General features: G+C 70.0%; 23 protein-coding genes and 3 tRNA genes. 8 read left to right on the plus strand and 18 right to left on the minus strand.

Annotated elements, in window-relative coordinates; genetic code table 11:
• Window positions 1-29 precede the first annotated feature (29 nt).
• From FB157_RS37285 to FB157_RS37295, 3 genes are all read left to right on the plus strand, one after another.
• Window positions 30-102, plus strand: a tRNA-Glu gene (locus FB157_RS37285).
• Window positions 103-140: 38 nt separating this feature from the next.
• Window positions 141-215: transfer RNA gene (locus tag FB157_RS37290), tRNA-Asp, on the plus strand.
• 24 nt (window positions 216-239) lie between these two features.
• Window positions 240-313 (plus strand) — tRNA-Phe (locus FB157_RS37295).
• 208 nt (window positions 314-521) lie between these two features.
• On the opposite strand, the gene FB157_RS37300 is transcribed toward FB157_RS37295, so the two are convergent.
• The 5 genes from FB157_RS37300 to FB157_RS47700 all read right to left on the minus strand — a co-directional run bounded on the left by FB157_RS37300 (window position 522) and on the right by FB157_RS47700 (window position 5461).
• Window positions 522-1268 (minus strand): site-specific integrase, encoded by a 747-nt coding sequence (locus FB157_RS37300; RefSeq protein WP_261386784.1) that lies wholly within the window; start codon window positions 1266-1268, stop codon window positions 522-524.
• Window positions 1269-1499: 231 nt separating this feature from the next.
• On the minus strand, window positions 1500-2663 hold the full coding sequence (locus FB157_RS37305) for a nucleotide disphospho-sugar-binding domain-containing protein (protein WP_145885163.1): 1164 nt from the start codon (window positions 2661-2663) through the stop codon (window positions 1500-1502).
• A gap of 214 nt (window positions 2664-2877) precedes the next feature.
• Window positions 2878-4056 (minus strand): nucleotide disphospho-sugar-binding domain-containing protein, encoded by a 1179-nt coding sequence (locus tag FB157_RS37310; RefSeq protein ID WP_145885164.1) that lies wholly within the window; start codon window positions 4054-4056, stop codon window positions 2878-2880.
• Window positions 4056-5210, minus strand: a complete 1155-nt coding sequence (locus tag FB157_RS37315; RefSeq protein ID WP_145885165.1) for a nucleotide disphospho-sugar-binding domain-containing protein — start codon at window positions 5208-5210, stop codon at window positions 4056-4058. The genes FB157_RS37310 and FB157_RS37315 overlap by 1 nt, the downstream gene beginning before the upstream one ends.
• The gene (locus tag FB157_RS47700; RefSeq protein WP_186581862.1) at window positions 5198-5461 is read right to left on the minus strand and encodes a hypothetical protein; all 264 of its coding nucleotides are present in this window, start codon (window positions 5459-5461) and stop codon (window positions 5198-5200) included. Before FB157_RS47700 ends, FB157_RS37315 begins: the two co-directional genes overlap by 13 nt.
• A 269-nt stretch (window positions 5462-5730) precedes the next feature.
• Between FB157_RS47700 and FB157_RS47705 the strand changes: the two genes are divergently transcribed.
• Window positions 5731-6027: a hypothetical protein gene (locus FB157_RS47705; RefSeq protein WP_186581863.1), complete on the plus strand. Its 297-nt coding sequence runs from the start codon at window positions 5731-5733 to the stop codon at window positions 6025-6027.
• Window positions 6028-6439: 412 nt separating this feature from the next.
• Window positions 6440-7504, plus strand: coding sequence for a ketoacyl-ACP synthase III family protein (locus FB157_RS37325; RefSeq protein ID WP_145885167.1), 1065 nt, complete (start codon window positions 6440-6442; stop codon window positions 7502-7504).
• 241 nt (window positions 7505-7745) lie between these two features.
• Here the strand turns inward: FB157_RS37325 and FB157_RS37330 are convergent, their stop codons facing one another.
• From FB157_RS37330 to FB157_RS37375, 10 genes are all read right to left on the minus strand, one after another.
• Complete coding sequence (locus FB157_RS37330; RefSeq protein WP_145885168.1) at window positions 7746-8423, minus strand: response regulator transcription factor; 678 nt, start codon at window positions 8421-8423, stop codon at window positions 7746-7748.
• A 237-nt stretch (window positions 8424-8660) separates the two neighbouring features.
• Window positions 8661-9266: a response regulator transcription factor gene (locus FB157_RS37335; protein ID WP_145885169.1), complete on the minus strand. Its 606-nt coding sequence runs from the start codon at window positions 9264-9266 to the stop codon at window positions 8661-8663.
• A complete protein-coding gene (locus FB157_RS37340; protein ID WP_145885170.1) occupies window positions 9263-10393 on the minus strand; it encodes a sensor histidine kinase in 1131 nt (376 codons plus the stop codon). Before FB157_RS37340 ends, FB157_RS37335 begins: the two co-directional genes overlap by 4 nt.
• Before the next feature lie 112 nt (window positions 10394-10505).
• Window positions 10506-11228, minus strand: coding sequence for an ABC transporter permease (locus FB157_RS37345; RefSeq protein ID WP_145885171.1), 723 nt, complete (start codon window positions 11226-11228; stop codon window positions 10506-10508).
• Window positions 11228-12109 carry an ABC transporter ATP-binding protein gene (locus FB157_RS37350; protein ID WP_261386785.1) on the minus strand — a complete coding sequence of 294 codons (882 nt, stop codon included), beginning with the start codon at window positions 12107-12109 and terminating at the stop codon, window positions 11228-11230. The genes FB157_RS37345 and FB157_RS37350 overlap by 1 nt, the downstream gene beginning before the upstream one ends.
• A 227-nt stretch (window positions 12110-12336) precedes the next feature.
• Window positions 12337-12594 (minus strand): acyl carrier protein, encoded by a 258-nt coding sequence (locus FB157_RS37355; protein WP_145885173.1) that lies wholly within the window; start codon window positions 12592-12594, stop codon window positions 12337-12339.
• 31 nt (window positions 12595-12625) lie between these two features.
• Entirely contained in the window at window positions 12626-13843 is a 1218-nt protein-coding gene (locus tag FB157_RS37360; protein WP_145885174.1) for a ketosynthase chain-length factor, read from the minus strand.
• A complete protein-coding gene (locus FB157_RS37365; protein ID WP_145885175.1) occupies window positions 13840-15108 on the minus strand; it encodes a beta-ketoacyl synthase in 1269 nt (422 codons plus the stop codon). Before FB157_RS37365 ends, FB157_RS37360 begins: the two co-directional genes overlap by 4 nt.
• Before the next feature lie 2 nt (window positions 15109-15110).
• Window positions 15111-16052 carry an SRPBCC family protein gene (locus tag FB157_RS37370; protein WP_186581864.1) on the minus strand — a complete coding sequence of 314 codons (942 nt, stop codon included), beginning with the start codon at window positions 16050-16052 and terminating at the stop codon, window positions 15111-15113.
• Window positions 16049-17068 carry a class I SAM-dependent methyltransferase gene (locus FB157_RS37375; protein WP_145885177.1) on the minus strand — a complete coding sequence of 340 codons (1020 nt, stop codon included), beginning with the start codon at window positions 17066-17068 and terminating at the stop codon, window positions 16049-16051. Before FB157_RS37375 ends, FB157_RS37370 begins: the two co-directional genes overlap by 4 nt.
• A gap of 220 nt (window positions 17069-17288) precedes the next feature.
• Here FB157_RS37375 and rfbH point away from each other — a divergent pair, with 220 nt between their 5' ends.
• The 3 genes from rfbH to rfbB are packed head-to-tail and all read left to right on the plus strand — an operon-like array spanning window position 17289 to window position 20658.
• On the plus strand, window positions 17289-18593 hold the full coding sequence (rfbH, locus tag FB157_RS37380) for a lipopolysaccharide biosynthesis protein RfbH (protein WP_145885178.1): 1305 nt from the start codon (window positions 17289-17291) through the stop codon (window positions 18591-18593).
• Window positions 18594-18610: 17 nt separating this feature from the next.
• The gene (locus FB157_RS37385) at window positions 18611-19675 is read left to right on the plus strand and encodes a glucose-1-phosphate thymidylyltransferase (RefSeq protein ID WP_145885179.1); all 1065 of its coding nucleotides are present in this window, start codon (window positions 18611-18613) and stop codon (window positions 19673-19675) included.
• On the plus strand, window positions 19675-20658 hold the full coding sequence (gene rfbB / locus FB157_RS37390; protein ID WP_145885180.1) for a dTDP-glucose 4,6-dehydratase: 984 nt from the start codon (window positions 19675-19677) through the stop codon (window positions 20656-20658). The genes FB157_RS37385 and rfbB overlap by 1 nt, the downstream gene beginning before the upstream one ends.
• 82 nt (window positions 20659-20740) lie before the next feature.
• Here the strand turns inward: rfbB and FB157_RS37395 are convergent, their stop codons facing one another.
• From FB157_RS37395 to FB157_RS37410, 3 genes are all read right to left on the minus strand, one after another.
• A complete protein-coding gene (locus FB157_RS37395; RefSeq protein ID WP_145885181.1) occupies window positions 20741-21667 on the minus strand; it encodes an NAD(P)-dependent oxidoreductase in 927 nt (308 codons plus the stop codon).
• A 282-nt stretch (window positions 21668-21949) separates the two neighbouring features.
• Window positions 21950-23062, minus strand: coding sequence for a nucleotide disphospho-sugar-binding domain-containing protein (locus FB157_RS37405; protein WP_145885182.1), 1113 nt, complete (start codon window positions 23060-23062; stop codon window positions 21950-21952).
• Window positions 23016-24233, minus strand: a complete 1218-nt coding sequence (locus FB157_RS37410) for a nucleotide disphospho-sugar-binding domain-containing protein (RefSeq protein WP_145885183.1) — start codon at window positions 24231-24233, stop codon at window positions 23016-23018. Before FB157_RS37410 ends, FB157_RS37405 begins: the two co-directional genes overlap by 47 nt.
• Window positions 24234-24240: the final 7 nt, after the last annotated feature.

Genomic DNA, 24240 nt, shown 5'->3' on the forward strand with positions numbered 1-24240 from the left:
GCGCTGAGAAGCGCCCAGGCGGGCCGATAGCCCTCATCGTCTAGCGGCCTAGGACGCCGCCCTTTCAAGGCGGTAGCACGGGTTCGAATCCCGTTGGGGGCACGCAAGATCGTGTGCGACACTGTTGCACACAAACGCTTGGTCCTGTGGAGCAGTTTGGAGTGCTCGCCACCCTGTCAAGGTGGAGGCCGCGGGTTCAAATCCCGTCAGGACCGCTGAGGTTTCCCCGGAAGCCTCGTGGCTGGGTAGCTCAGTTGGTACGAGCGATCGCCTGAAAAGCGATAGGTCGCCGGTTCGACCCCGGCCCCAGCCACAACCGCCCTCATCAGGGCAAACACCCCCTCCGGGATCTTACGGAGGGGGTGTTTTCGTGTCGGCTACCAAGGGGTACGCCAACGGCTCCTGAGGACGATCACCTGGGCAGCTGTGTCACGCGAGGCCGGTTCAGCATTCCCCTGGGCTCTCATCCTCTTCATCACTTTCGGCGGTGGTGTCCTCACCCTTAGGTGGGGGCACGCGGCTCACGACTGCAAGCCGCCACTCGGGTGACCAGCTCGGGACACCTCGGGGACCTTCATGGTTACCCCGATGTCGCTGTGGCCGACGATCTGCCGGACGATGTGAGGCGGAACACCGAGATCCAACAGGAGCGACACGGCGGAGTGCCGGAGATCGTGGAACCGGATCTCCAGACCGAGACGCTTCCGGAGCGGGTCCCAGCTCCGCCGGAGGTTGTCCGGCTCCACCGGGGTGCCGATGCGGGACGTGAAGACCAGCCCTCGTTCCTTCCATCCCGTGCCGGCGGCGGCGCGCTCCTGGGCTTGCCGCTCGCGGTGGTCGGTGAGCGCCTTCACCACGAGGGGCGGGAGCGGAACGGTGCGGACCGACGCCAGAGTCTTGGGCTTGACCAACCGCAGCTCTCCCTCGACGCGCTGCAGCGCACGCTCAACGGTCAGCGTCTCGCGGTCCAGGTCGATCGCGTCCCAACGGAGCCCCAACAGGTCGCCGCGCCGCATCCCCAGGACCAAGGCCAGCACGTAGAGGGCGTGCAGCCGGTCCTCCTCGGACGCGCGGAGCAACAGCCGGGCGTCCGCGACGCTGAGCCCCTTGCCGGTGTCGTACGAGGGCGTAGGGACCTGTACGAGCTGGGCGACGTTCCGCACGCGGCCGTGCAGGCAGCACTGGCACTCGGCCGCGACGCGGGCGAGCCACGACGCTGTCACCACCGTCCGCCGCCACCGCACCGTCATGCTCGACATGCCGCGCATGCGCGGCACCCCGGTCAACCCCGCCAGAACAGCAGCCGGACACGGGGAAACCCGGATACCCCGCACTCACCACCACAGACTCACCCGGGGGACGCCTCATCGACACCTGTACCCGCCCAGACGACAACGTCGGCCTCCGGGACCACAACCAGGTCTTGAAGGCCGACGTCAGGCGAGCCCCGGGTTGACCGACAGCATCCGGAATCCGTTCGGGGCCCCTCACTTGGTGCCTCAGGCGGCGAGCAGTTCCAGGTCCGCCACCACCTGGGCCGGACTCGGCATCGCCGCCATGTCGTCGTACAGCTTCCGCGCGCCCTTCAGATACCCGTCGTCCCCGAGGACGTCGGCGATCGCCGCACGGACCTGCGCCGGGTCGTTCTGCGGGGCCGCCTCCGGGAGCACCCGGGCCGCCCCGGCCGCGGCAAGGAGCTCGGCCGACGCAAACTGGTCCACCAGCTGCGGCAGGACGACCTGCGGAAGCCCGAACACGCAGGCCGTCATCGTGGTGTTGGCGCCGCCGTGGTGCACCACCGCATCACAGTCGCGCAGGAACAGGTTGAGCGGCACCGGCTCCACCACCCGTACGTTGTCGGGCAGTTCGCCGAAGCGCTCGTGGAACTCCGGGGCCGCGGTCACCACGGCCTCGACGCCCTCAAGTCCGGCGAAGGACTCGATGATCGTCTGGAACAGGCCGGTGCCGTTGAGCACCAGCGTCTGGTGGCCCAGGCAGACCGCCACCCGGCGCAGCCCCTCCGGAGCCGGTACCCGCAGCCACTCGGGCACGGTGCCGACGCCGTTGAAGGGCACGTAGCCGATCGGCGCGCCCGGCGCGGCGCTCGGGTGGCGCAGCGCCGGCGGGCACGGGTCGAGCAGCAGATCGGGGTCGGGCAGCCCGTCGAGGCCGAGCCGGTGTGCCGCTGTGTACAGGAACTTGCGGGCCGAGGCGCGGGACGGGCCGCTGAGCGGGTCGACGCCCCAGCGGTGCTGCACCGACGGCACTCCGAGCACTTTGCCGATGACCGCGCCGGTGAGCTCCATCTGCTCGGACACGATCAGGTCGGGGCGCCAGTCGCGGGCGAACTCCAGGTAGGCGTCGAGCAGATAGCGGGCGTGGATCTCCCACAGCTTGGTGGCGCCCGCCATCTTCTCCGGCGGGGTCGGCCCCATCAGCTCCAATGGCCGTACCCCGGGCGGGAGGTGGCGCTGCAGCAGGTCCAGGCCGTGGAAGCGGTCTCCGATGTCGACGGCGGATATCCCCGCCGCGCGGGCCGCGTCCGTGACGTCAGGCTGCGCGGCGACCGTCACCTCGTGTCCGGCCCCCTTCAACGCCCAGGCCAGCGGCACCATGGGGGTGAAGTGGGTGGGGAACGGGGTGCTCAGCATCAGTACGCGCATGGTCCTCTGTCTCCTCGGGGGGTGTCTGGGGCTGGGTCTCGTCGACGTGCACGTCGTTCATCAGGAGGGCGAACCGGGAGGTTGTGGTGACCACGCCCAACTGGTCCGGGGAGGCGGCCGACCGGGCCATGTACAGGGCGATCCCGGCGACGGCGGCGCATGCCATGCGGATTCGGCTGCTTCTCTTTCGCCTCCTCTGTCATCTCCGTCGTACTCACGCCCGCACCGTCTGATGGGAGACCAGGTCCTCCAGGACGCCGACCGCTTCGGCCGCACCGGGCATCTCCTGGATCTGCTGCCGCAGCCGTGCGGCGTCCTGCCGGTATCCCGGGTCGGAGAGCAACGCGCGTACGGCGTCGGTGAGATGGGTGTCGTTGTTCTGGAGCCCGGCCGAGTCGAGGCTGATCCCGGCACCCGCGTCGGCGACCTTGTCGCCCGCGATGAACTGGTCGCCCACCTGCGGAAGCACCAGCTGCGGTACGCCGAGCGCGGCCGCGCCAAGCGTGCTGCCCGCGCCGCCGTGGTGGACCACCAGGTCGGCGCCGGGGAACAGGACGCCGGGTGCCGTCTCATCGGTGTACGACATCGTCTTCGGCAGTGCCCCGATCGCCTCGCGGAACCGGGGCGGGGCCGACACGACCGCCTCGACGCCGCCGGTGCGCTCCAGTACGGCGACGACGATGCGCACCAGCGGGGCGCCGCCCAGTTCGAGGGTGTGCCCGCCGAGCGCCACCGCGACCCGGCAGCCCGGGGCCCCCGGGGATGTGGCGTAGGCCCAGGGGGCGCGGCCGTCCGTGTGCGGGAGGGGACGGATCGGGCGGCCCTCCGGGGCGTCGGTGCTGCGCAGCGCGGGCGGCGCCGGGTCGAGGATCAGACTCGGCCCCGGCACCGAGTCCAGGCCGAGGCGCCCGCAGAGGGGGCCGAGCCACATCAGGGTCATCCTGAGCGTGGACGTGCTGGTCGGGTTCACGCCCCAGCGGTGCTCGACGCTCGGGATGCCGAGTACCTCGCCGACGATCGGCGCCGCGAAGTCCATGTGGTCGGAGACCACCAGGTCGGCCTTCCAGTCTCGGGCGAGCTCCAGGTAGTCGGGCAGGTGGTACGAGGTGTGGTTGCGCCACATCTGGGCGGCACCGTCGATCTGCTGCGCGGGCGGCCGGCCCACGGTCTCGATGGGGCGCGGGCCCCGCGGCCCCTTGCCACCGCACAGATCCTCGTAGTGGAAGGCGTCCCCGTGGGTCACGGTCGCCAGGCCCGCGGCCTCGGCGGGCCCCGTCACATCGGGCTGGCCGGTGACGAGGACCTCGTGGCCGGCCGCCTGAAGCGCCCTGACGAGCGGCAGCATGGGCAGGAAGTGGGTGGCGGCGGGGGAGCTGATGAACAGGACGCGCATCACAGGTTCTCCAGGTCACGGACGACGGCGGCGGGGCTCGGCATGGCGGCCATGGTGTCGGCGAGCTTCCTTGCGCCCTTGGCGAAGCGCTCCTCGGTGAGCAGGGTGCGCACGGCCGCCGCGACGGCAGCCGGGTCGTTCTGCTCGTCGGCGGTGGCGAGGCTGAGCCCGGCGTCTGCGGCGGCGAGCCGCTCACCGCCCTCGAACTGGTCCGCCAGCTGCGGCAGGATCAGCTGCGGTACTCCGCGACCGGCCACGGTGAGCAGGGTGTTGGCGCCGCCGTGCGTGACGACCGCGTCCATCCGGTCGACGAAGCCGTTGAGGGGCGTCGGCGGGACAAGGCGCACGTTGGACGGGACGGTGCCGAGCCGGTCGAGGAACTCCTCCTGCACCGTCATCACCGCCTCGGCCTCCGGGATGTCCCCGAAGGCCTGGATGATCCCGCGGAACAACGGGATGCCGCCGAGCGCGAGGGTCTGCCGCCCCATCGACACGCACACCCGGGGCCGCTCGCCGCGCTGCCGCAGCCAGCCGGGCACCTCGCCGGTCCCGTTGAACGGGATGTGCCGGATCGGGGTGGCCGCCGGGGTTCCGGGGCACAGCAGCTGGGGCGGCGCAGGGTCGAGCACCACGTCCGGCCGCGGCAGTCCGCCCTCGATGCCGAGCCTTTCGCAGGCTCCCGCGAGCAGGTCCTCGGCGGTGCCGCGCATCAGAGGGCTCATCGGGTCGACGCCCCAGCGGTGCGACACCACCGGGATCTTCAGAGCGCCGCCGACGAGCAGCGCCGCCCAGTCGAGCATCTCCGAGATGACCAGGTCGGGCCGGTACTGGCGGGCCACCTCCAGGTAGCGCGGGGCCAGGTAGCGGGAGTGCAGTACCCAGATCCGGGAGCCGATGAGGGTCATCTTCGGAGTGTGCGGGCCCACCACTTCGATGGGCCGCTTGTCCGGTGGCAGCGCCGGGGACAGCAGGTCCTTCCCGAAGAACTGACGGCCCACGGTGACCGTGGACAGGCCCGTGGCGCGGGCCATCGGAACGATGTCGGGCTGCCCGGCGACCAGCACCTCGTGCCCGGCGCCGCGCAGTGCCCAGGCCAGCGGCGCCATGCAGGAGAAGTGGGTGGACTCGGGGCTGCTCAGGATCAGTACGCGCATGAAGGGTCCTCGTCGGGCTCGTCGGAAGGGGAGTCGGCGGTCTCCGGCCCGTGCTCCGGGCCGCGGCGCACGGCCTCGGCGAACGTGGTCACTACGGTGTCGGCGAACGCGGCGGGCAGCCGGTCGGTGCGCACGGTCGCGGTGGCCAGGGCGCCGTCCGGCGTGATCCGGACGTCGAACTCCAGCTCGGTGAACATGGCGATCTTCCCGATCCGCCCCAACTCGGCCGTGCGGACTTCGAGTTCGAGCACGGGGGTCGGGGCCGTCCTGTATCAGGAAGCTGGGCATGGGCCCCAGTGCGCCGCCGCCGGTCAGCACGACGGTGCGTGCGAGCTGCGCACCGCCCAGCTCCTGGGCGCCGAGCGCTTCGTCCGCGTTCGCGACCGCCTGCCGCGGCGGGTCGCCGCCGTCCGCCGGGTGGGGTGGCCGGAGCCGCGGGTACAGCAGGTCGACGCGGCAGCTCCCGTGCGTGCCGCTCCCGCACGGCGAGGTCGGCCCGGCTCAGGGGGCGCGAACTGGAGTGCCCGGGAGCGGCGGTGGCGGACCCGGCGAAGTCCGGCTCCTGAGCCGCGGCCCGCGCCGCGTGGGCGAGGCCGAGGCCGGCGGCGAGCACCGCCTCGGACGCCCCGTCGAAGGCCACGTGGTGGACGGCCAGACCGAACAGGGTGCGCCCGGCCTCCCGGCTGCCCACCGCGCCGCACCGCCACGCCGGGCCGCCCGGGAGGTCGAGCGGGGTGAAGACGGCCACGAGCCGGTCGGCGACGGCCGCCGTCTCGTCGGGTGTGCCGGGCAGCCGCAGCGCCGTCACCCCGGCTGACTCGTCCGGTACCACCGCGTATCCGGTGTCGTTGTGCCGGATCAAGTACCGGGTGTGCAGGGCCTGGTGGCGCCGGTGTACGTCCTGGGCGGCCCGGGACAGCGCGTCCAGGACGACCGGGACTTCGATCCACCAGGAGCCGCAGATGCGACGTGCCCGCTTGGCGGCGAACAGGATGCGCACGGCGGACCTCCGGGGAATCAGCGGGGGGGCAGGGGGGCAGGGGGCCGCCAGTCGGTCGGGACCACAGCGTGGCCACCGGCCTTCGGACCTCGCTCGCGCCGCACTTGAGCCGCGCTCGACCGCGTGCGGTCTGCCCGTTCCCCTCTCGGACTCCAACACGGTTCGAAGGCCGGCAGCCATCTTGGACGTATGCCGAAACCCATGCGAGCCGAGCCGGAGGAGTAACTGGATGCGCTGGAACGAGATCTATGTCGCGGGCCTGGGCAGCTGGCTGCCCGAGCCGGTGGCGGTGAGCGAGTGCGTCGCGGCCGGGGAGTGCGGCCAGGAGTGGATCGACGACTTCGGGTACGAGTCCGTCCGCATCGCCCGCGAGGGTGAGGGAGAGCCCTGGACCGCGCCGCCGGACATGGCGGTCGCCGCGGCCCGCACCGCCCACGAGCGCTCCGGTCTCGCGAAGCGGGAGTACTCGCTGCTGCTGCACGGCAGCACCTGGTACCAGGGACTGGACATCTGGCCCGCCGCGTCCTACATCGCAGGGCACACGGTCGGCACGACGGTGCCCGCGCTCGATGTGCAGCAGCGCTGCAACGTCGGCATCAGCGCCCTCGACCTGGCCGCGGCCCACCTCACCGCCGGCTACGGCAACGGCAGCGCCGTCATGGTCACCACCGCCGACCGCTTCGGCGGGCCCGGCGCCGACCGCTGGCGGCTGCGCCACGGCAATGCCTACGCCGACGGCGGCACGGCGACCGTGCTCTCCACCCGGGGCGGCTTCGCCCGCCTTGTCGCCACCGCCACCGTCGCGGACAACGGCCTGGAGCCGATGGCGCGCGGCGACGAGCCGTTCGGTCCGGTCTCGCGGGCCGCGGAGCGGCAGGTCGACCTGACCGCGCGCGGCGACGCCCATAAGGCAGTCAGCGACGAGACCCTCACCAACATCCGCTTCGGCAAGGTGATGACCGAGGCCAAGCAGGCCGTCCTCGACGACGCGGGCCTGGGGACCGACGACATCGCGTACGTCGTGATCCCCGCCACCGGACGGATCCCGGGCCCCTTCCAGATCCACCACCTGCTCGGCGTCGACGAGTCCGCGACCACCTGGGAGTTCGCCCGCACCAGCGGCCACATCGGCGCCGGCGACTGGGCCGCGGGCCTTGAGCACCTGCTGCTCACCGGTGCCCTGAACCCCGGGGACCACGTGCTGCTCTACGGCGGCGGCGCCGGCTACACGATCACAACAGCCGTCCTGGAGATCCTCTGCATCCCCGACTGGGCGGCCCGCCCCGATCGGTAGAGGCTCAGTTGCCGGCCCAGAGCTTCTCGAGGAGCCTGCCCGGTCACCGAGTGGGGTGAGGTCCGCCGCGAGGAGTGCGCCCCGGTGGGGCCCGAAGAGGAGCTGTGGAAGCGACCGAGCCCCGCCGTGGGCAGGGCTCGGGGCACAGTGGAGCGGGTGGGACCGCGGCGGAGAGGGCGAAGGTGGGCTAGGCAACGGGCGTGAGGGAGGGTCCGGGCCGGTCGCGGGCCCGCACGGGGGGTCACATCTGGCTGGCCGAGCAGCGGAAGGGTCTGTCGATGCCCCGGCTGAGCAGGGACGCCTCGGTCGCCTTGTTCACGGCATCCGTCCTGGAAGTCGCGCCGAGTTTGTCGAAGATATTGCGCAAATGGCGCTTTACCGTTCCCTCGGCGATGAAGAGCCGGGCTGCTATCTGTGCATTGCTGAGGCCCTTGGCGACGTGACCGAGAACATCGATCTCGCGCTCTGTCAGGCCCTCCGCCGACCGGTTGTTGAAATTGAGACTTCCTTGTGAAACCGACAGCACCCTCCGCTCCGGGTGGCGGTTGACGCCTCGTATGGCGGCGATGAGTTCCATACGGGATATGGTCTTCAGCAGATAGCCGTGGACTCCGTGATTCAGCAGTGATTGAACGAGCCGCGGATCATCATGCATCGTGAGGATGATCACGCGGGATTCGGGTGAGGCTCTCTTGATCGCGAGCAGCCTCTCGCTGATGATTCCACCCGGCATTTCGACGTCCATGAGGATGACGTCGGGACTCAGGTCCCGGGCGAGCTGGACGACGCTCTCACCGTTGTCCGCCTCACCGACCACGTCCAGGTCGTCCTCAGCGCCGAGGCTCTCGTGGAGCGCCTCCCGCAGGAGTGTGTGGTCCTCTGCGATGAGAATGGTTATGCACTCAGCTTCATGGTTCATCGTATCCCAGGCCCCCGCCTGCTGGGTGGTCTCCGACTGCGAGACGCTGTCAGTGGTTGCGTCTGCTGCCTGTTCCCCTCATTGAGGTGGGTGACAATGTGGTCGATAATTTGGTCAGCTTGTCACCCTAATCCGGAATCTATCACGGACAGGTCTCGAGAACTAATAAGCGGGGATGCTATAGCGGGAGCTGAGCGAGCGGGCCGGCAGGTGCCGGCCCGCTCGCTTATCAGAGCCTTACAGCCAACCGTTTTGTTTGGCTTTGTTCACGGCCTCCATACGGTTGCGCACACCGATCTTCTGAGTGGCCGACGAGAGGTGATTACGGATCGTGCTCTCCGAGAGGTGCAAGCGCTTCGCGAGGGCCAGGACGGGAGCGCCGTCCGCCGCGGCCGCGAGTACTTCCCGCTCTCGGGTGGTCAGGGGGCTCGACCCCGCGCTGAGCGCGGCCGCCGCGAGGAGCGGATCGACGACCTGCTCCCCCGCGTGTACGCGCCGGATCGCGTGGGCCAGCTCCGACACGGGCCCGTCCTTGGCCAGGAATCCTCGGGCGCCCGCGTCCAGGGCTCGCCGGCAGTAGCCCGGCCCGGCGAAGGTGGTGACGATCAGCACCCGGCATCCCGGCACCAGGCGCCGCAGGTCTTCGGCGGCTTCCAGGCCGGTCCGCACAGGCATCTCGATGTCGAGGACCGCGATGTGCGGGTCGGACGCGCGGGCCGCGTCAACGACCTCGGCACCGGTGCCCACCTGGGCCACGACCTCGATGTCCGCTTCAAGGTCGAGCAGTTGCGCGATCGCACCCAGCATCATCCCCTGGTCCTCGGCCAGCAGAACCCGGATCACTGGGCACCCACCCTCACTTCACTCCTTCGGGCAACGGGCAGCCTGGCCGTAAGGCGGAATCCCCCGTCCACCCCCGGTGCCGTGGTCAGCGCGCCGCCCGCCGCCGACAACCGCTCCGCGAGCCCCAGTAGACCATGGCCGGGTGTTCCGCCGTCGTTCTCGGCGGCGGGCGGTTTCGTACGGGGGCCGTCGTTACGTATCTCCAGCTCGACGCCCTCGGAGCGGTGCCGCACGGAGATCTCGCAGTGCCGGGCCTCACTGTGCCGGATGACGTTGGTGACACCTTCTCTCACCACCCACCCGAGCAACGCGTCGGCCTGAACCGGCAGCGGCGGACCGTCGTGGACGATCTCCGTCTCTATCCCCGCGTCGGTCAGCGCCAACTTGGCGCCCTTCAGCTCGGAGTTGAGGTCCCGTTCCCGGTAGCCGGATATCGCCTCGCGGATCTCCTCCAGCGAGGTGCGGCCCACGGCCTCGATATCCTGGGCGTGACGCTTGACGGTGGCTGGGTCGCACTCGGCGAACCTGCGCACCGCCTCGGCCTTGACGACGATGAGCGAGATCGAGTGTCCGAGTAGATCGTGCAGGTCGCGGGCGAACCGCAGCCTCTCCTCCGCGACCGCCGAGTGGGCCAGCTCCTCCTGGGCCTGGCGCAGCTCCATCACCGTGGAGAAGAGGCGCACGATGATGGTCACGATCACGCCGGAGAGCAGGGTGCTGTAGCTGATGACGATCGCGTCACCCACCTCGGCGTCGGCATAGACGGCGGTCATGCCGGCCGTGAAGGAGACCAAGCCGATCACAAGTGGTGGGTGCAGCAGATGCCGCCAGCTCGCCACAGCGCTCCACACCACCGCCAGCAGGGAGAACAGCCAGACCATTCCCGCGCCGAAGCGGAGGGCGAGCGTCAGAGTGAGGGCGGTGAGGACGACTGCCGGGGTGATCACCAGCAGGCGCCCGCACCGGTCGCTGAACGCCGCCCAGAGGGAGAAGAGATAGAGGGCGCAGAACGCCAGGAGTCCGGCAGCGGCCTCCCAGGTCGGTTTGTCACGTCCCCCGACGATGTCGGAGAGGGCGCCGGCGGCGATGACGAGCACGGGGTAGAAGATGGTCGGCGCCTTGTGCATGCCGAACCTCTCATGGGTTAAGGCTTTCCCCTTGACCCGCACGGTCCCATCCTCCTCTAACTATGTATGGCCATTGCTGGACTTACTGATCAAAATACGCCAGCCCTCCCGGTCAGGCGGTGGTGCCCCGTCGGTAGCCGAAGGCGGCGAAGACGGCCAGGGCCACGCTCCAGACGAGCAGGATCGCCAGGGCGGTGGTGCTCAGCGCGTGGCCGAGGGCCAGGTCCGACACCAACTGCTTGTAGCGGTTGATCGGTGTCCACCCCGAAACCTGTCCCAGCCAGTGCGGGAAGTTCTTGACGTCGATGAGCAAGCCGCCGACCACCGACAGGAGCAGGTAGGAGACGAGGCCCATGGACTGTGCCTTGGCGCCGTCCAGCAGATAGCCACAGCCGATCGCCAGCATCGAGATGGGGGCGATGCCCACCCACAGGACACCGACGGTCCCCACCCATTCGGCGGCGCTGAGATGCACGCCGTTGACCAGTCCGCCGAGCAGGGTGACGGCGAGGACGGGCGGCAGGGCCAGGGTCATCGAGGTGATCGCGCGGCCGAGCACCACCGTCACCGGGGGGAGGGGGGTGAGCCGGAGCTGGCGCAGCCAGCCGGCCCGTTTGTCCTCCGAGACGCCGCCGAGGCTGTTCATCACCGCGCCCAGAGCGCCGAAGCCGGCCATACCGGCCATGTTCCGGACCTGCTCGTCGTGGCTGGAAGGACCGCCGCCCAGGTGGCTGAAGAGCAGATAGAGCGCCACGGGGGCGATCAGGGACATGATGAGGAAGCCGCTGTCGCGGACGGTGCGGCGCAGCTCAAGGCGCAGGTAGCCGAGCAACATCAGGAACCGCTCCTCTGGTGATTCGCGTTCAGACCACTGGTCAGGGCAAGGAACGCCTCTTCAAGGCCCCCGCCGGTCACTTCTACGTTGCGCAGGTGGCCTGTTCGCGCAAGGGTCGTCACGGTGAGGTCCGCGTCGGACGTCGTCAGGTGGATCCGCGCGCCGCGGACCTCCACCTCGGTGACACCCGGCAGCCTCGCGAAGCCGTCGGCGCCGGCGTCGCCGAGGTCGATACTCACGATCTTGCCGCCCATGCTCCGCTTGAGCTCCGCTCCGGTGCCGTCGGCCAGTACCTTGCCCTGGGCGATGACGACGATGCGCTTGGCGTATTCGTCGGCCTCCTCCATGTAATGGGTGGAGAAGAGCAGGGTGTTGCCGCGTGCGGCGTAGGCCGCCATCGTCGTCCAGAGGTCCCGGCGCGACTGGATGTCGAGCGCGGCCGTGGGCTCGTCGAGCACGATCAGGTCGGGGTTGCCGGCCAGAGCGAGGGCGAAGCGGACGCGCTGGGCCTGCCCGCCCGAGAGCTTGTCGACACGCCGGGTGGCGAGCTTGGTGAGCTGGGCGGTCTCCAGGATCTCACCCAGGGGCAGCGGAGCCTCGTAGGTGCCGCGCACGAAGTTGATGAGCTCCTGGATGGTGACCCGGGGGATCAGCCCGCCCTCCTGGAGCATCGCGCCGATCTTCCCCTCCCGGACGGCGCGTCCGGGCTCGTTGCCGAAGAGCCGGATCTCGCCGCCGTCGTGCGGAAGCAGGCCGAGCATCATGTTGATGGTGGTGGACTTGCCGGCTCCGTTCGGGCCGAGGAGTGCCACCGTCTCCCCGCGTTCGATCTCCAGGTCGAGCCCGTTGACGGCGTGGACGTTCCCATAGGTCTTCGTCACGCTTGCGAAGCTCACCGCAGAGCCCGTCCTCTGTGGCGCTCTGGAGTACGTACTTGTTTGCGTCATGGGGACAACGCTATGGTTCCGGCTTCGCCCGCCAACAGAGACAAAGATGCTCTCCTGAGCAGGAGATATGTCCTGCCTACGCCGACGGAGCGCAAAGGCATGAGCCCCCGTACGGAACCTTGCGGTCCGGACGGGGGCTCATGCCCGCTTCTGCAATCAGGTCAAGCGGCGGCGGAGATCCTGCCGTTTACGAAGGCCAGGAACTCGCCGGGGGTGACGATCGCGTCCATCTCCTCCTCGGACAGGGAGATGCCGTATTCGCGCTCGGTGAGACTGACCGCCTCCATCCGGGCCAGGGAGTCATAGCCGAGGTCCTGGAAAGACAGCTCGAGGATGTCGCCGTCAAGGCTGGTCGTCTCGTCCTCACCCGCGGCCTTGCGCAGTATCCGCTTCAGGTCGTCGATGCTGAACTCACTCATGATTTTCTCCTCAATGTGGGGGACTTGGCGCCTACGCCACCGAGCGGACGACCAGCGCGGCGTTGAACCCGCCGTAGCCGCGTGCGACGATCAAGGCGGTGCGCACCGCGCCCTGCCGGGGCTCCCGGACCAGATCGAGCTCGTGGCGGAAGGCTTCGCGCGTCACGTTGATGGTCGGCGGGATGATTCCGTCGCGGATCGACAGCAGCGCAGCGGCGACATCGAGCGGCGCACCACCGGAACTCAGCCGTCCGGTCATGGTCTTGGGCGCGGTGACCGGAACCCCGCGCGGCCCGAAGACGGCGGCCAGTGCCGTGGCCTCGGCCCGGTCGAGGTCCGGGACCCCGGCCGCGTCGGCGAAGACGACATCGACCTCGTCGGCGCGGATCCCCGCGTCAGCCAGCGCGCCCGACACGGCCGCCTCCAGACGCGGCCCACGACCGGTGGCCTGCGCGGGATCGAAGGTGGCGCAGTAGCCGGCGATCTCTCCGTAGACCTGAGCGGCGCCCCGCTCCCTGGCCTTGTCCGCGTCCTCGACGATCAGGATCGCGCCGCCCTCGCCGATCACATGGCCGCTCGCCCGCTCGTCGAAGGGCTGGTACGCCCGGTCCGGGTCGGTCCGCCGGCTGAGCCTGCCGCTCGGGATCTGTGCCGCCACCGCCCAGGGCGACAGCGGTGACTCCATCCCGCCCGACACCACCATGCCCGTACCCCGGCGCACATGCCTGCGGGCCTGGCCGAGTACGTCGAGCCCGCCGGCCTGCTCGGTGACGATGACACCCGTCGGGCCGCGCATGTTCCGGCGAATGGAGATCTGGCCGGTGTTCACCGCGTAGAACCAGGCGAACGACTGGTAGACGCTGACATGCTCGGGGCCGCGCGACCAGAGCGCCTCCAGCTCGCGCTGGCCGAATTCGAAGCCGCCCGCGGAGCTGGCCGTGACCACGCCGCGGTCGAACGGGTCGAATCCCTCGGTGTCGGCGCCGGCGCCGGCGTCCTCCATCGCCCAGTCCGTGGCCGCGAGCGCGAACTGAGTCATCCTGTCGGTCTGCGGAAGCAGTCGCCCGGGAAGGTGCGCGGCGGGGTCGAACCCGCTTATCTCACCAGCGAGCCGGACGGGGTAGGAGGACGCGTCGAACCGTGCGATCGGTCCGATCGCGTTCGTCGCGTCGAGCGTTCTCTTCCAGAATTCCTCGGTGCCCAGCCCATTGGGCGCGCACACACCGATTCCGGTGATGACCGCTGTCATTTCGCCGCCTTTCCCGGCCGGGTGAGCAGCATGGCGCTCTGGAAGCCGCCGAAGCCGCTGCCGACCGTCAAAACCGTGTCGAGCTTCTTCTCGCGCGCCACGAGGGGGACGTAATCGAGATCGAGTTCCGGATCCGGGTCGTCGAGGTTGGCCGTCGGCGGGATGACGCCGTGCTCGATCGCCAGGGCGCAGGCCGCGACCTCTATGGAACCGACGGCACCCAGCGAGTGCCCGATGACCGCCTTGATCGAGCTCACCGGGGTCGTGAGCGCGTGTGCCCCGAGGCTGCGTTTGAAGGCCGCGGACTCGTGCCGGTCGTTCTGCCGGGTGCCGGTGCCGTGCGCGTTGATGTAGTCGACCGCCTCGGCCGGCAGCTTGGCCTGGCCGAGCGCGGCGTCGATGGCCTCGGCCATCTCCCGGCCGTCCGGCCGCAGGCCCGTCATGTGATGGGCGTTGCTGCGGGCGGCGAAGCCCGAGATCTCGGCATAGATGCGCGCGCCCCGCCGCACCGCCCGGTCGTACTCCTCCAGCACCAGTACCGCGGCGCCCTCGGCGAGGACGAAGCCGTTGCGGGTGCGGTTGAAGGGCCGCAGCGCGTGTTCCGGGTCGTCGTTGCGGTTCGAGGTGGCCCGGATGGCGTCGAAGCAGGCGAACGTGATGGGTGACAGGGGAGCGTCGGCGGCTCCGGCGATCATCACGTCCGCCGAGCCCTCGCGGATCAGCTCGGTGGCGTGCCCGACCGAGTCCAGGCCGGAGGTGCAGCCGGCGGAGATCAGGGCGGCGGGGCCCTCCGCGCCGGCCTTCCAGGCGACCTCGGCGGCGAGCGAGCTGGGGACGAAGTAGTCGTAGAGGTGCGGGACGGCGTAGGCCGGGTCGACGACCCAGTCACGGCCGCCGTTGCTCAGGACGTTGTACTCCTCGTCGAGCTTCGTGGTGCAGCCGACGGCGTTGCCGAGACTCACGCCCATCCGGCCCGGCGCGACGTCCTCGGCCTCCAGGCCGCTGTCCGCGAGCGCGTCGCGGGTGCAGACGACGGCGAACTGCGCGGCCCGGTCCATGCGCCGGATCTCCTGCGGCGACAGTCCTTCCATGGCGGGGTCGAAGTCGCACTCCGCCGCGATGCGGGACCGGAATGGCGACGGATCGAAGAAAGTGACAGCCCTTGTGGCCGTTCGGCCCTGGACGATCCGATCCCAGAAGGCCTTCTTCCCGGGATCTCCAGGTGCCACCACACCGATACCGGTGATCGCGACACGCCGGTCCATAGTTACGCTCCCTCCGAGCGGGGCGAAGCGGATGGGGCACCTCGGGCCGGGCCGAAGGCTCGCGCCAGGCCGTCGAGGAGCGCCGGATCCGCTTCGTCACGCGCCTTGTTCACATGTGTCGTCAGCTCTTCGCGGCCCCACCCCGTCCCGGACGCCTCGACGGGGCCGAGGACGGCGGTCCGTACCGCCGTGACCCGGGTGCCGGTTCCATCCGTTTCCAGGGCGAAGGTGCCGTGCAATGAGGTGTGCAGTGGGGGCAGCTCGCCGAGCTGCTTCCAGGCCGTACGGTCCGGCAGGTGGACGAAGGCGCGCCGGGCCGCCGGTGCCGCTCCCGTCCCGTACAGCACGATCTGGTGTTCCGGCCCGGTGTGAACGCTCTCGGCGGTGCGGCAGCCGGGCACCCGCCGAGGCCAGGCGCCCGCGTCGCGGAGGAACGCCCGTACCTCGCTGACCGGGGCGTCGAGGAACAGGGTGTCCTCCTGCCGTACGGTGCGGGCAGCCGCCTCGGCGCCCTGCTCGGCCGTCCGCTTGAGGGCGGCGAGCTGCATCGGAATTCCACGTTCCATCCGGGCGGCGAAGGCTCCGTCGTCGTCGGCCGCCTCCCAGGAGTGCCACAGTTCGACGAGGCACTCCTGCGGGCCCACGGTCCGCACGCGCCATTCGCCGCGCAGGGAGGTGACCGGCGGCGGAGGCCCCAGGTGTTCGAAGGCGACCGTTCCGGCCGCGGGGTCGAGCTCCCGCCGGGCCGTCCAGGTGCGTACGGCGTCGCCGTCGGCCACCCAGCGCTGGACCAGGTCACCGGTCGCCGTCCGCTCCAGGCAGGCGATGTGCACGACCGTGGGCGAGGACCGGACCGGCTCGGTGGGGTCGGCCAACAGAGCGTAGACGGACGCCGCCGTCCTGCCGACGGTCACGCTGTGGGAAGTCGTTCCGTGGGTGGTCACTGTTCCTCCTCGTCGGCGTCGGCGGGCTTCTCGGCCACGACGACCCGCAGCGGCAGGCCGTCGCGCCGGTGGACACGGGCGCCGACGAGGCCGCACGCGTCCAGCATCCGCACGTAGTCGTCCGGGGAATGGACTTCGCCACCCGCCGTCCAGGCCAGCATGAGCAGTTCGAGCATGTGGGCGTGGTGGGCCTGGGCCGGGGGCACATCGCCCGTGGTGAAGCCGGCGATCACCAGCCGGCCGCCCGGCCGCAGCACACCCGAGAGCCTGTGCAGGAGCGCGCTCGAGCGCTCCTTGGAGAACTGACAGAGCAGATTCGATACGACGACGACGTCGTAGGGGCCGCCGAGCGGCACGGAGAAGGCGTCACCCGCGATGAATCCGGTGCGGTCGGCAAGCCCGAGCCGTTCGGCGTGCTTACGGGCCACATCGAGCACGTTCGGCCAGTCCAGGCACCAGACCCGCGACAGCGGATCTCCGCCTGCCACGGCGTAGCCGAACAGGCCCGCGCCACTGCCGACGTCCAGGATGTCCGCCCGGCCGGTGCCGAGCGTCTCGGCCACGAAAGCCGCACCCGCCTTGGTGACGAACGTCAGGTTCTCCGCGAAGTCCACCCAGTAGCCACAGCCGGGTGAGTCGGCCGTCTCCTCGGTGAGCGGGGCACCGGTCCGTACGATGTCGCCGAGCCGCTTCATGGTGTCCCACTCCCAGTCGCTGGAGGCGACGTTCACATTCGCACCCGCATAGCCGGGACTTGAGGTGACGAGCAGGTCGGCACCGCCGTCGGGAAGCCGGAAGCGCTCGCCGTCGGCGTCAAGGAGCCCGGCGGCGACGAGGCTCCGCAGCAGGATCCGGGTCCCGCGCGGTGAGGTCTTGAGCGTGGCCGCCACTTCACCGGCGTCGGCCGGCCCGTCGGCGAGGGCGTCGAACAGCCGCAGCTCCACGGCGGTGCGGAGCAGATAGGTGGACCGATAGGCCGTCATCATCTCCAGCAGCCGCTGACGAGTGATCGTCATGGGCACTCCTTTCGCCGTGAGATCAGGGGCCGGGGACCGGGGCGACTTGCCTTCAAGGGTCGTTCCGGATACCAGCGTGCGGGAGCCTGTTCGAGCGAGCCTCAATGCCGGGCCGAGGCCGATTTCAGAGCTTCCATCGACGCTCCATAACGGCTCGAACCGATCACGTCACCTTGACAGTGGGAGTGGTCCAACGACGCCTTGCCTGGAGGCAGTGACAATGAACGAGGGAAAAGCACTGCTGTTGAAGCAGGTTCGCCAATACCATCAGGATGCCTCGCCCCCAACGGAGTTCATTCCGGGGGTCACGCCCATTCTGCCGTCCGGTGCCGTCCTTGACGAGGAGGACAGGGCAGCGCTCGTCGGGGCCGCACTCGACATGCGGATAGCGTCGGGGGTCCATTCCCTGAAGTTCGAGCGGACCTTCGCCAAGACACTGGGCCGCAGGAAGGCACACCTCACGAACTCCGGGTCCTCCGCGAATCTGCTCGCCCTGTCGGCCCTGATGGCACCCGAGCTCGAAGACCGCCGGCTCGTACCCGGTGATGAGGTGATCACCGTCGCGGCAGGTTTTCCGACCACGGTGAATCCCATCATTCAGAACGGGCTGATACCCGTCTTCGTGGACGTCGAACTCGGCACCTACAACACGACATACGAGCGGGTCGAGGCCGCGATCGGTCCCCGGACCCGGGCCATCATGATCGCCCACGCGCTCGGCAATCCCTTTCCGGTGGCGGAAATCGCCCAGCTCGCCGAGGATCGCGACCTGTTCCTCATCGAGGACAACTGCGACGCCCTGGGATCTCTGTACCAGGGACGGCAGACCGGCACGTTCGGCGATTTCGCCACCCTCAGCTTCTACCCGGCGCACCACATCACGATGGGCGAGGGCGGCTGTGTGCTCAGCGACAACCTCGTGCTGGCGAGGGTCGTCGAGTCACTGCGCGACTGGGGGCGGGACTGCTGGTGCGAGCCCGGCGAGAACAACAAGTGCCGTAAGCGCTTCGAATACCAGATGGGGTCGCTGCCCTACGGCTACGACCACAAGTACACGTTCTCGCACGTCGGTTACAACCTGAAGTCGACCGATCTCCAGGCCGCACTCGGACTCACCCAGCTGAGCAAGCTCTCCGAATTCGGTGTCGCCCGGCGGCGCAATTGGCTCCGACTGCGCGACGGGCTCGCAGGGATCCCCGGACTTCTGCTGCCCGAGGCGGCCCCCGACAGTGATCCGTCCTGGTTTGGATTCGCGATCACCGTGCTGCCGGAAGCACCCTTCGGCCGTCGCGAACTCATCGACTTCCTTGAATCACGGCAGATCGGCACGCGACTGCTCTTCGCCGGCAACCTCACCCGGCACCCGGCCTATCAGGACCGGAATTTCCGGGTCGTGGGGGACCTCGCCAACAGCGACATCGTCACCGAGCGGACGTTCTGGGTCGGAGTCTATCCAGGGCTGACCGAAGAGATGATCGACTACGTGGTCACTTCCATCCGGCAATTCACCCTGAGCCACCGCTGAGCAGAAAGAGAACGGACATGAAGGCTTTGGTTCTCTCGGGCGGAAAGGGCACGAGGCTTCGCCCCTTCACTCACTCCATGCCGAAACAGCTGGTCCCGGTCGCCAACAAGCCCGTACTGGTGCACTGTCTGGAGAACATACGGGACATCGGGGTGACCGAGGTCGGCCTGATCGTGGGCGACCGGCGGGACCAGATCGAGGCCGCGGTCGGCGACGGCTCAGGGCTCGGGCTGCGGATCACCTACATCGAGCAGGACGCGCCGCGCGGACTCGCGCACGCCGTCGCCATCGCACGGGACTTCCTCGGTGACGACGACTTCGTGATGTACCTCGGCGACAACGTGGTGGTCGGCGGCGTCGCCGAGGCCGCGGCGGACTTCCGCGCCCACCGGCCGGCCGCGAGCGGAATGGTGGTCAAGGTGGCCGACCCCAGCGCGTTCGGTGTCGCCGAGGTCGGCCCGGACGGAAGGGTGGAGCGGCTCGTCGAGAAGCCGAAGGAGCCGCGCAGCGATCTCATTCTGATCGGCGTGTACTTCTTCACCCCGGCCATCCACCAGGCGGTCGCCGCCATCGAGCCCAGCGCGCGCGGTGAGTTGGAGATCACCGATGCCATCCAGTGGCTGGTCGACTCCGGCGCAGACGTAAGGGCCCGCGACTACGGCTGCTACTGGAAGGACACGGGTCGTGTCGAGGACATCCTGGAGTGCAACCGTGAGCTCCTGGACGGGCTGACCCACGAGATCGCCGGAGAGGTCGATGCGGCCAGCGTGATCAGCGGGCCGGTCGTCGTCGAGGCGGGGGCTCGTGTCGTGGATTCCCGCGTCACCGGCCCCGCCGTCATCGGCGCCGGTACCGTGCTGCGGGGCTGTGCCGTGCGGCCGTACACGGCGATCGGCCGTGACTGCGTCCTGACCGGGACGGACATCGGCGATTCCATCGTGCTTGAGGGCGCCTCGATCGACCAGGTGGCCGGAATCCAGGGCTCCTTGGTGGGGCGGCAGGCTCGGGTCCGTTCCCTGGAGGACCAGGAGCAGCACCGGCTCATCGTGGGGGACGACACTCTGGTGGAGGTGGCCGCCTGATGAGGTTCCTCGTCACGGGTGGAGCCGGTTTCATCGGTTCCCACTACGTCCGGACCCTGCTCGCCGACGGCTACCCCGGCTATGAGGGCGCCCACGTCACGGTCGTGGACAAGCTGACCTACGCCGGGAACACCGCCAACCTGCCGATGGACCATCCACGGCTCACGTTTGTGCGCGAGGACATCTGCGATCTGCCGGCGCTGCTCGACGTGTTCCCCGGACACGATGCGGTGATCCACTTCGCCGCCGAATCGCATGTCGACCGTTCCATCGAGGCGGCTCACGAATTCGTCCGCACCAACGTCGGCGGCACCCAGAACGTCCTTGAGGCGGCGCTGCGCAGTGGTGTGGAGCGCGTCGTGCACGTCTCCACGGACGAGGTCTACGGGTCGATCGCCGAGGGGTCGTGGACGGAGAAGTGGCCGCTGGAGCCCAATACGCCGTACGCGGCGTCGAAGGCGGGCTCGGACCTGGTGGCGCGCTCGTACTGGAAGACGCACGGCCTGGATCTGTCGATCACCCGGTGCTCGAACAACTACGGGCCCCACCAGCACCCCGAGAAGCTGATCCCGCTGTTCATCACCAATCTGCTCGAGGGCAAGCGGGTGCCGCTGTACGGCGACGGCCGCAACATCCGCGAGTGGCTGCACGTCGACGACCACTGCCGGGGCATCCAGCTCGTCCTGACCAAGGGCCAGGCCGGCGAGGTCTACAACATCGGCGGCGGCAACGAGCGCACCAACGTACAGATCACGCACGCGCTCCTGGAGCTCCTGGGCGCCGACGAGTCGATGATCCGCAGGGTCCCCGACCGCAAGGGCCACGATCTGCGCTACTCCATCGAGGAAACGAAGATCCGCGAGGAGCTGGGCTACGCCCCGCTCACGTCCTTCGAGCAGGGCCTGGCTGACACCGTCGCCTGGTACCGCGACAATCCCGGCTGGTGGAAGGCCGCCAAGTACGGCGAGGCGTCCGCCGGCTGACAGCGGGGCGCACGACGGACAGACGGACAACAGCGGCCGGGCTCCCTGGGAGCCCGGCCGCTGTCCGTCGTACCGAGGTGATTCAGTGGGCGGTGAGCGCCGCCTCCCACAGCGACCGGAGCATCTCCTCCAGGTTCCGGCGGGGTGTCCAGCCGAGCAGTGTCCGGGCGGCGGTGACGTCGTACCGCTGGCGGCCGTCCGATCCGCGTACGGGCCAGGCGGGTTCGCCATCCGTCACGATCTCGGTCGGCACCCCGCTGATGGCGACGAGGGCGTCGACCATGGTCCGTATGTCCACCGATTCACCCCGGGCGATGTTGACGACGCCCTCGACGGCCGATTCGCCGGCCGCCAGGACCGCGGCCACCAGATCGCGCACATCGATGAAGTCACGGTGCTCGGGCCTGCTGACCAGAGTGAGGACCGCGGGCTCCCCCGTGCCGAGCGCGGCGCGCAGCCGGGCGGTCGTCGCGCCGGGGAGGCTCACCGGGGACAGGCCCGGCCCGATCACGTTCGACACGCGCAGGACCATCCCCGACACCCGTCCGCCGCGCGTCGCGTCGAGGACGGCGTTCGTGGCCTGAAGCTTCGTCCGCCCGTAGGCGGAGGCCGGCACGGTTTCGGTGTGCTCGTCGATCCGGGTGCCCTGGGCGATCGCCCCGTACTCGTGCACCGAGCCCAGATGGACCAGGCGGATCCGTCCGCCGACGGCGGCGAGCGCGGCGAGCAGATGCTCGACCAGCGTGACATTGGAACGCACCATGCGCTCCTCGTCACCGCCCCACACCTCTCCCGCGGCGTTGACGACAGTCCGGGGTGACTCCGCGCGCAGCAGTTCCGCTATCGATTCCGGGCCGCTCCTCGCGACGTCCATGGCGACGAACTTGGCGCCCATGGGAAGGTCGTGGGGCCTGGAGCGCCCCACGACCGTGACATCCTCGTTCAGGGCCGCGCAGATGTGCCGGCCCACGAACCCCGTTCCACCAAAAATCACCATGTTCTGTGACATGCTCAGGATCGTGGCAGAGGATCTTAGAGCTGCCCTCGAAGCCACGGGAGCGGAGGCGGGCCAGGGGGTGTCGTTTGGATCAGGCCGGCCGTGACGAACAGTGCGGACTGGCCGACCCGAGCGGGGTCTGGTGCGTGCAGCTGCAAGGCGGAGGAGGGAGTCGACGCGATGGGGGTCCCCCCGCGCGAGCCCAGTCGAGCGTGGGGGAGTCGGCGAGTGACGACAACGCAGCAGATGTGCGTGCCAGACCCCGCGACGCCGGGATGATCCAAACGACAGGACCTAGCGCGCCAGCGTCTCCAGGGCCCCGACCAGCTCGGACGGTGCGGGCTGAGCCGCCATCTCGTCCCGGAGCCGCTCCGCGCCCTCCCGGTGCCGTGGATCGTCCAGGACGTCAAGGAGCGCCGCCCGGATCCGCTCCGGATCACCCTGCTCCGCCTCGGGCACCAGCCGGCCCGCCTCGCACGCCTCCAGCCGCTCGCCCAGCACCTGCAGCACCGGATGTCCGGGAGCGAGTACGACCTGGGGCACCCCGAAGTGAAGCGCCGTGTGGGTGGTTCCCGCCCCGCCGTAGACGACGGCGCAGTCGAAGCCGTCCATGACCAGGTTGAGGGGCACCGGGTCGACGATCGTCACCGACTCCGGCGCCCGCGCCCGCAGCTCCTCCTGGTGCTCCGGGACACAGGTGACGACGGCCTCAAGCCCGGCGCACGCCTCCAGAGCCGCGATGGTCAGCTCCCGACGGCCGTCAAGGGCCAGGGAGCGGGTGCCCAGGCAGACCAGGACGCGACGCCCGCTCCGCGCGGGCACCTCGGCGGGCAGCCTGCCCGGCCCGTTGTACGGCAGGTAGCGCACCGTCCGTGCGGCGGCCGCCTCGGGGTGCTGCAGGCTGGGCGGGCAGGGGTCGACGATGAGCGACGGCGCCGGAAGGCCGCTGTCGCATCCGGCCTCCACCGCGGCGGTGTGCAGGATTTCCCGGGCCGGTCCCCAGGCCTGGGTGGTGAGGACATCGGGTCCCCACCGGTGCTGCACCACCGGCACATCGTGGACGCCGCCCACGATCAGCCCGCTGAACTCGAGCGGCTCGCAGAGCACGAGATCCGGCCGCCACCGGGCGGCCAGGGCGAGATAGTCGTCGAGCACGGTGTCGATCCTGCCGAGCCACCGCCGCGCGAGGCGGTCCCACCCGGCTTCCCATACCCCGCCATGCTCCCCCGCCCGGTCCACGCCCAGGTGTCCCGGCACGCTCCGCTTCCGCGGCACGCTGTCGCCTCCGCCGAGCGGGGCGGCGGGCAGTCCGGCGGTCTCGGCCGCGCGGACCACGTCTTCCGTGCCCGCCACCAGGACGTCATGCCCTGCCGAGCGCAGCGCCCAGATCAGCGGAACCATCGGCATCAGGTGAGTAGGCCAGGTGGCCCCGACGAGTATGCGCACCAGCGTCCTCCGTGCAGAGCTGTTCAAGGGTGCCGACCAGGTCGGCGGGCGTGGGAAGTGCGTCGATCCCGGTACACAGCCGGTTCGCCCGGTCGCGGTATGCCGGTTCGTCCAGTGCCTCGGCCAGGGCGGCGGCGATGCCGTCCGGGGTGGCGAGGGTCTGGGGGTCGTCGAGCCATCGGCCCGCCCCGAACGCCCGGACGCGCTCGGCGCAGTCGACGAGCAGGGAATGCCTTGGGCCTTCGGGAAGCGGGGGCACGACGACGGCCTGCGGCACGCCGTACGCGGCGGCCGTGCTCGCCGTGCCGTGCCCGCCGTGGTGCACCACGAGGTCGCAGTCGTACAGGAGCGACTGGATCGGTACCGGGTCGATGACCCGTACGGAGCCGTACGACTCGCTCTCGCGCAGGCTCTCGCGGAGCCACGACGAAGCCGCCACCAGCGTCTCGGTGCCCGGCAGCCGGTCGCAGCCGCGCAGCAGGTTCTTCATCAGCGCAAGGACGGGTTCCTTTTCCAGTCCGTCAACGCTGAAGAGGACGAGCACCCGCCGGCGGGCGGGGGAGGTGAGCAGCTCCGGGTGGAACGAGCCCGGCCCGTTGTAGGGCACGTAGCGGACTTGGCGCGCGGGGCGCAGGCCGGGTGTCTGCAGGCCGGGAGGGCAGGGGTCGGCAATGAGGTCGGGTTCCGGCAGCCCGTCGACAAGGCCCAGCTCCGCGCAGGTGTCCCGCAGGGCCTCGGCCGCCACGCGGAACGCCGTGTCGGGCAGGTCTCCCGGGCCGAATCGCACATGGACGACGGGAATGTCGAGGAGCCCGCCGAGAATCAGCGCGTTCCACTCCAGCGGATCGGTGACGATCAGGTCGGGCCGCCAGGTGTCGGCCGTCTCGCGGTAGCCGGCCAGATAGGTGTCCACCCGGCGGCGCGTCCGGTCGGCGACCGACGGGGCCGCCCCGGTTCCTCCGGGCGGGACGCCGACGATCTCCGCCGCCGACAGGCCTGCCCTCGTGCCCGCCAGGGCCACGTCGGCGTCGCCCGCCACCAGGACCTCGTGGCCGGCCGCCCGCAGGGCCCAGGCCAGCGGAACCATGGGCATGAGATGAGTCGGCCAGATGGCTGTGAACAGTACGCGCAAGGCTTCT

This window comes from Streptomyces sp. BK340 (assembly GCF_007827595.1).
In the GTDB taxonomy this organism is placed as follows: Bacteria; Actinomycetota; Actinomycetes; order Streptomycetales; family Streptomycetaceae; genus Streptomyces.

What these genes read in the sequence shown, in the direction of transcription:
- FB157_RS37300 (WP_261386784.1), bottom strand. Translation starts at nt 1,268, where the DNA reads ATGCGCGGCATGTCGAGCATGACGGTGCGGTGGCGGCGGACGGTGGTG.
- FB157_RS37305 (WP_145885163.1), bottom strand. Translation starts at nt 2,663, where the DNA reads ATGCGCGTACTGATGCTGAGCACCCCGTTCCCCACCCACTTCACCCCC.
- FB157_RS37310 (WP_145885164.1), bottom strand. Translation starts at nt 4,056, where the DNA reads ATGCGCGTCCTGTTCATCAGCTCCCCCGCCGCCACCCACTTCCTGCCC.
- FB157_RS37315 (WP_145885165.1), bottom strand. Translation starts at nt 5,210, where the DNA reads ATGCGCGTACTGATCCTGAGCAGCCCCGAGTCCACCCACTTCTCCTGC.
- FB157_RS37325 (WP_145885167.1), top strand. Translation starts at nt 6,440, where the DNA reads ATGCGCTGGAACGAGATCTATGTCGCGGGCCTGGGCAGCTGGCTGCCC.
- FB157_RS37330 (WP_145885168.1), bottom strand. Translation starts at nt 8,423, where the DNA reads ATGAACCATGAAGCTGAGTGCATAACCATTCTCATCGCAGAGGACCAC.
- FB157_RS37340 (WP_145885170.1), bottom strand. Translation starts at nt 10,393, where the DNA reads ATGCACAAGGCGCCGACCATCTTCTACCCCGTGCTCGTCATCGCCGCC.
- FB157_RS37345 (WP_145885171.1), bottom strand. Translation starts at nt 11,228, where the DNA reads ATGTTGCTCGGCTACCTGCGCCTTGAGCTGCGCCGCACCGTCCGCGAC.
- FB157_RS37355 (WP_145885173.1), bottom strand. Translation starts at nt 12,594, where the DNA reads ATGAGTGAGTTCAGCATCGACGACCTGAAGCGGATACTGCGCAAGGCC.
- FB157_RS37360 (WP_145885174.1), bottom strand. Translation starts at nt 13,843, where the DNA reads ATGACAGCGGTCATCACCGGAATCGGTGTGTGCGCGCCCAATGGGCTG.
- FB157_RS37365 (WP_145885175.1), bottom strand. Translation starts at nt 15,108, where the DNA reads ATGGACCGGCGTGTCGCGATCACCGGTATCGGTGTGGTGGCACCTGGA.
- FB157_RS37375 (WP_145885177.1), bottom strand. Translation starts at nt 17,068, where the DNA reads ATGACGATCACTCGTCAGCGGCTGCTGGAGATGATGACGGCCTATCGG.
- rfbH (WP_145885178.1), top strand. Translation starts at nt 17,289, where the DNA reads ATGAACGAGGGAAAAGCACTGCTGTTGAAGCAGGTTCGCCAATACCAT.
- FB157_RS37385 (WP_145885179.1), top strand. Translation starts at nt 18,611, where the DNA reads ATGAAGGCTTTGGTTCTCTCGGGCGGAAAGGGCACGAGGCTTCGCCCC.
- rfbB (WP_145885180.1), top strand. Translation starts at nt 19,675, where the DNA reads ATGAGGTTCCTCGTCACGGGTGGAGCCGGTTTCATCGGTTCCCACTAC.
- FB157_RS37395 (WP_145885181.1), bottom strand. Translation starts at nt 21,667, where the DNA reads ATGTCACAGAACATGGTGATTTTTGGTGGAACGGGGTTCGTGGGCCGG.
- FB157_RS37405 (WP_145885182.1), bottom strand. Translation starts at nt 23,062, where the DNA reads ATGCCGATGGTTCCGCTGATCTGGGCGCTGCGCTCGGCAGGGCATGAC.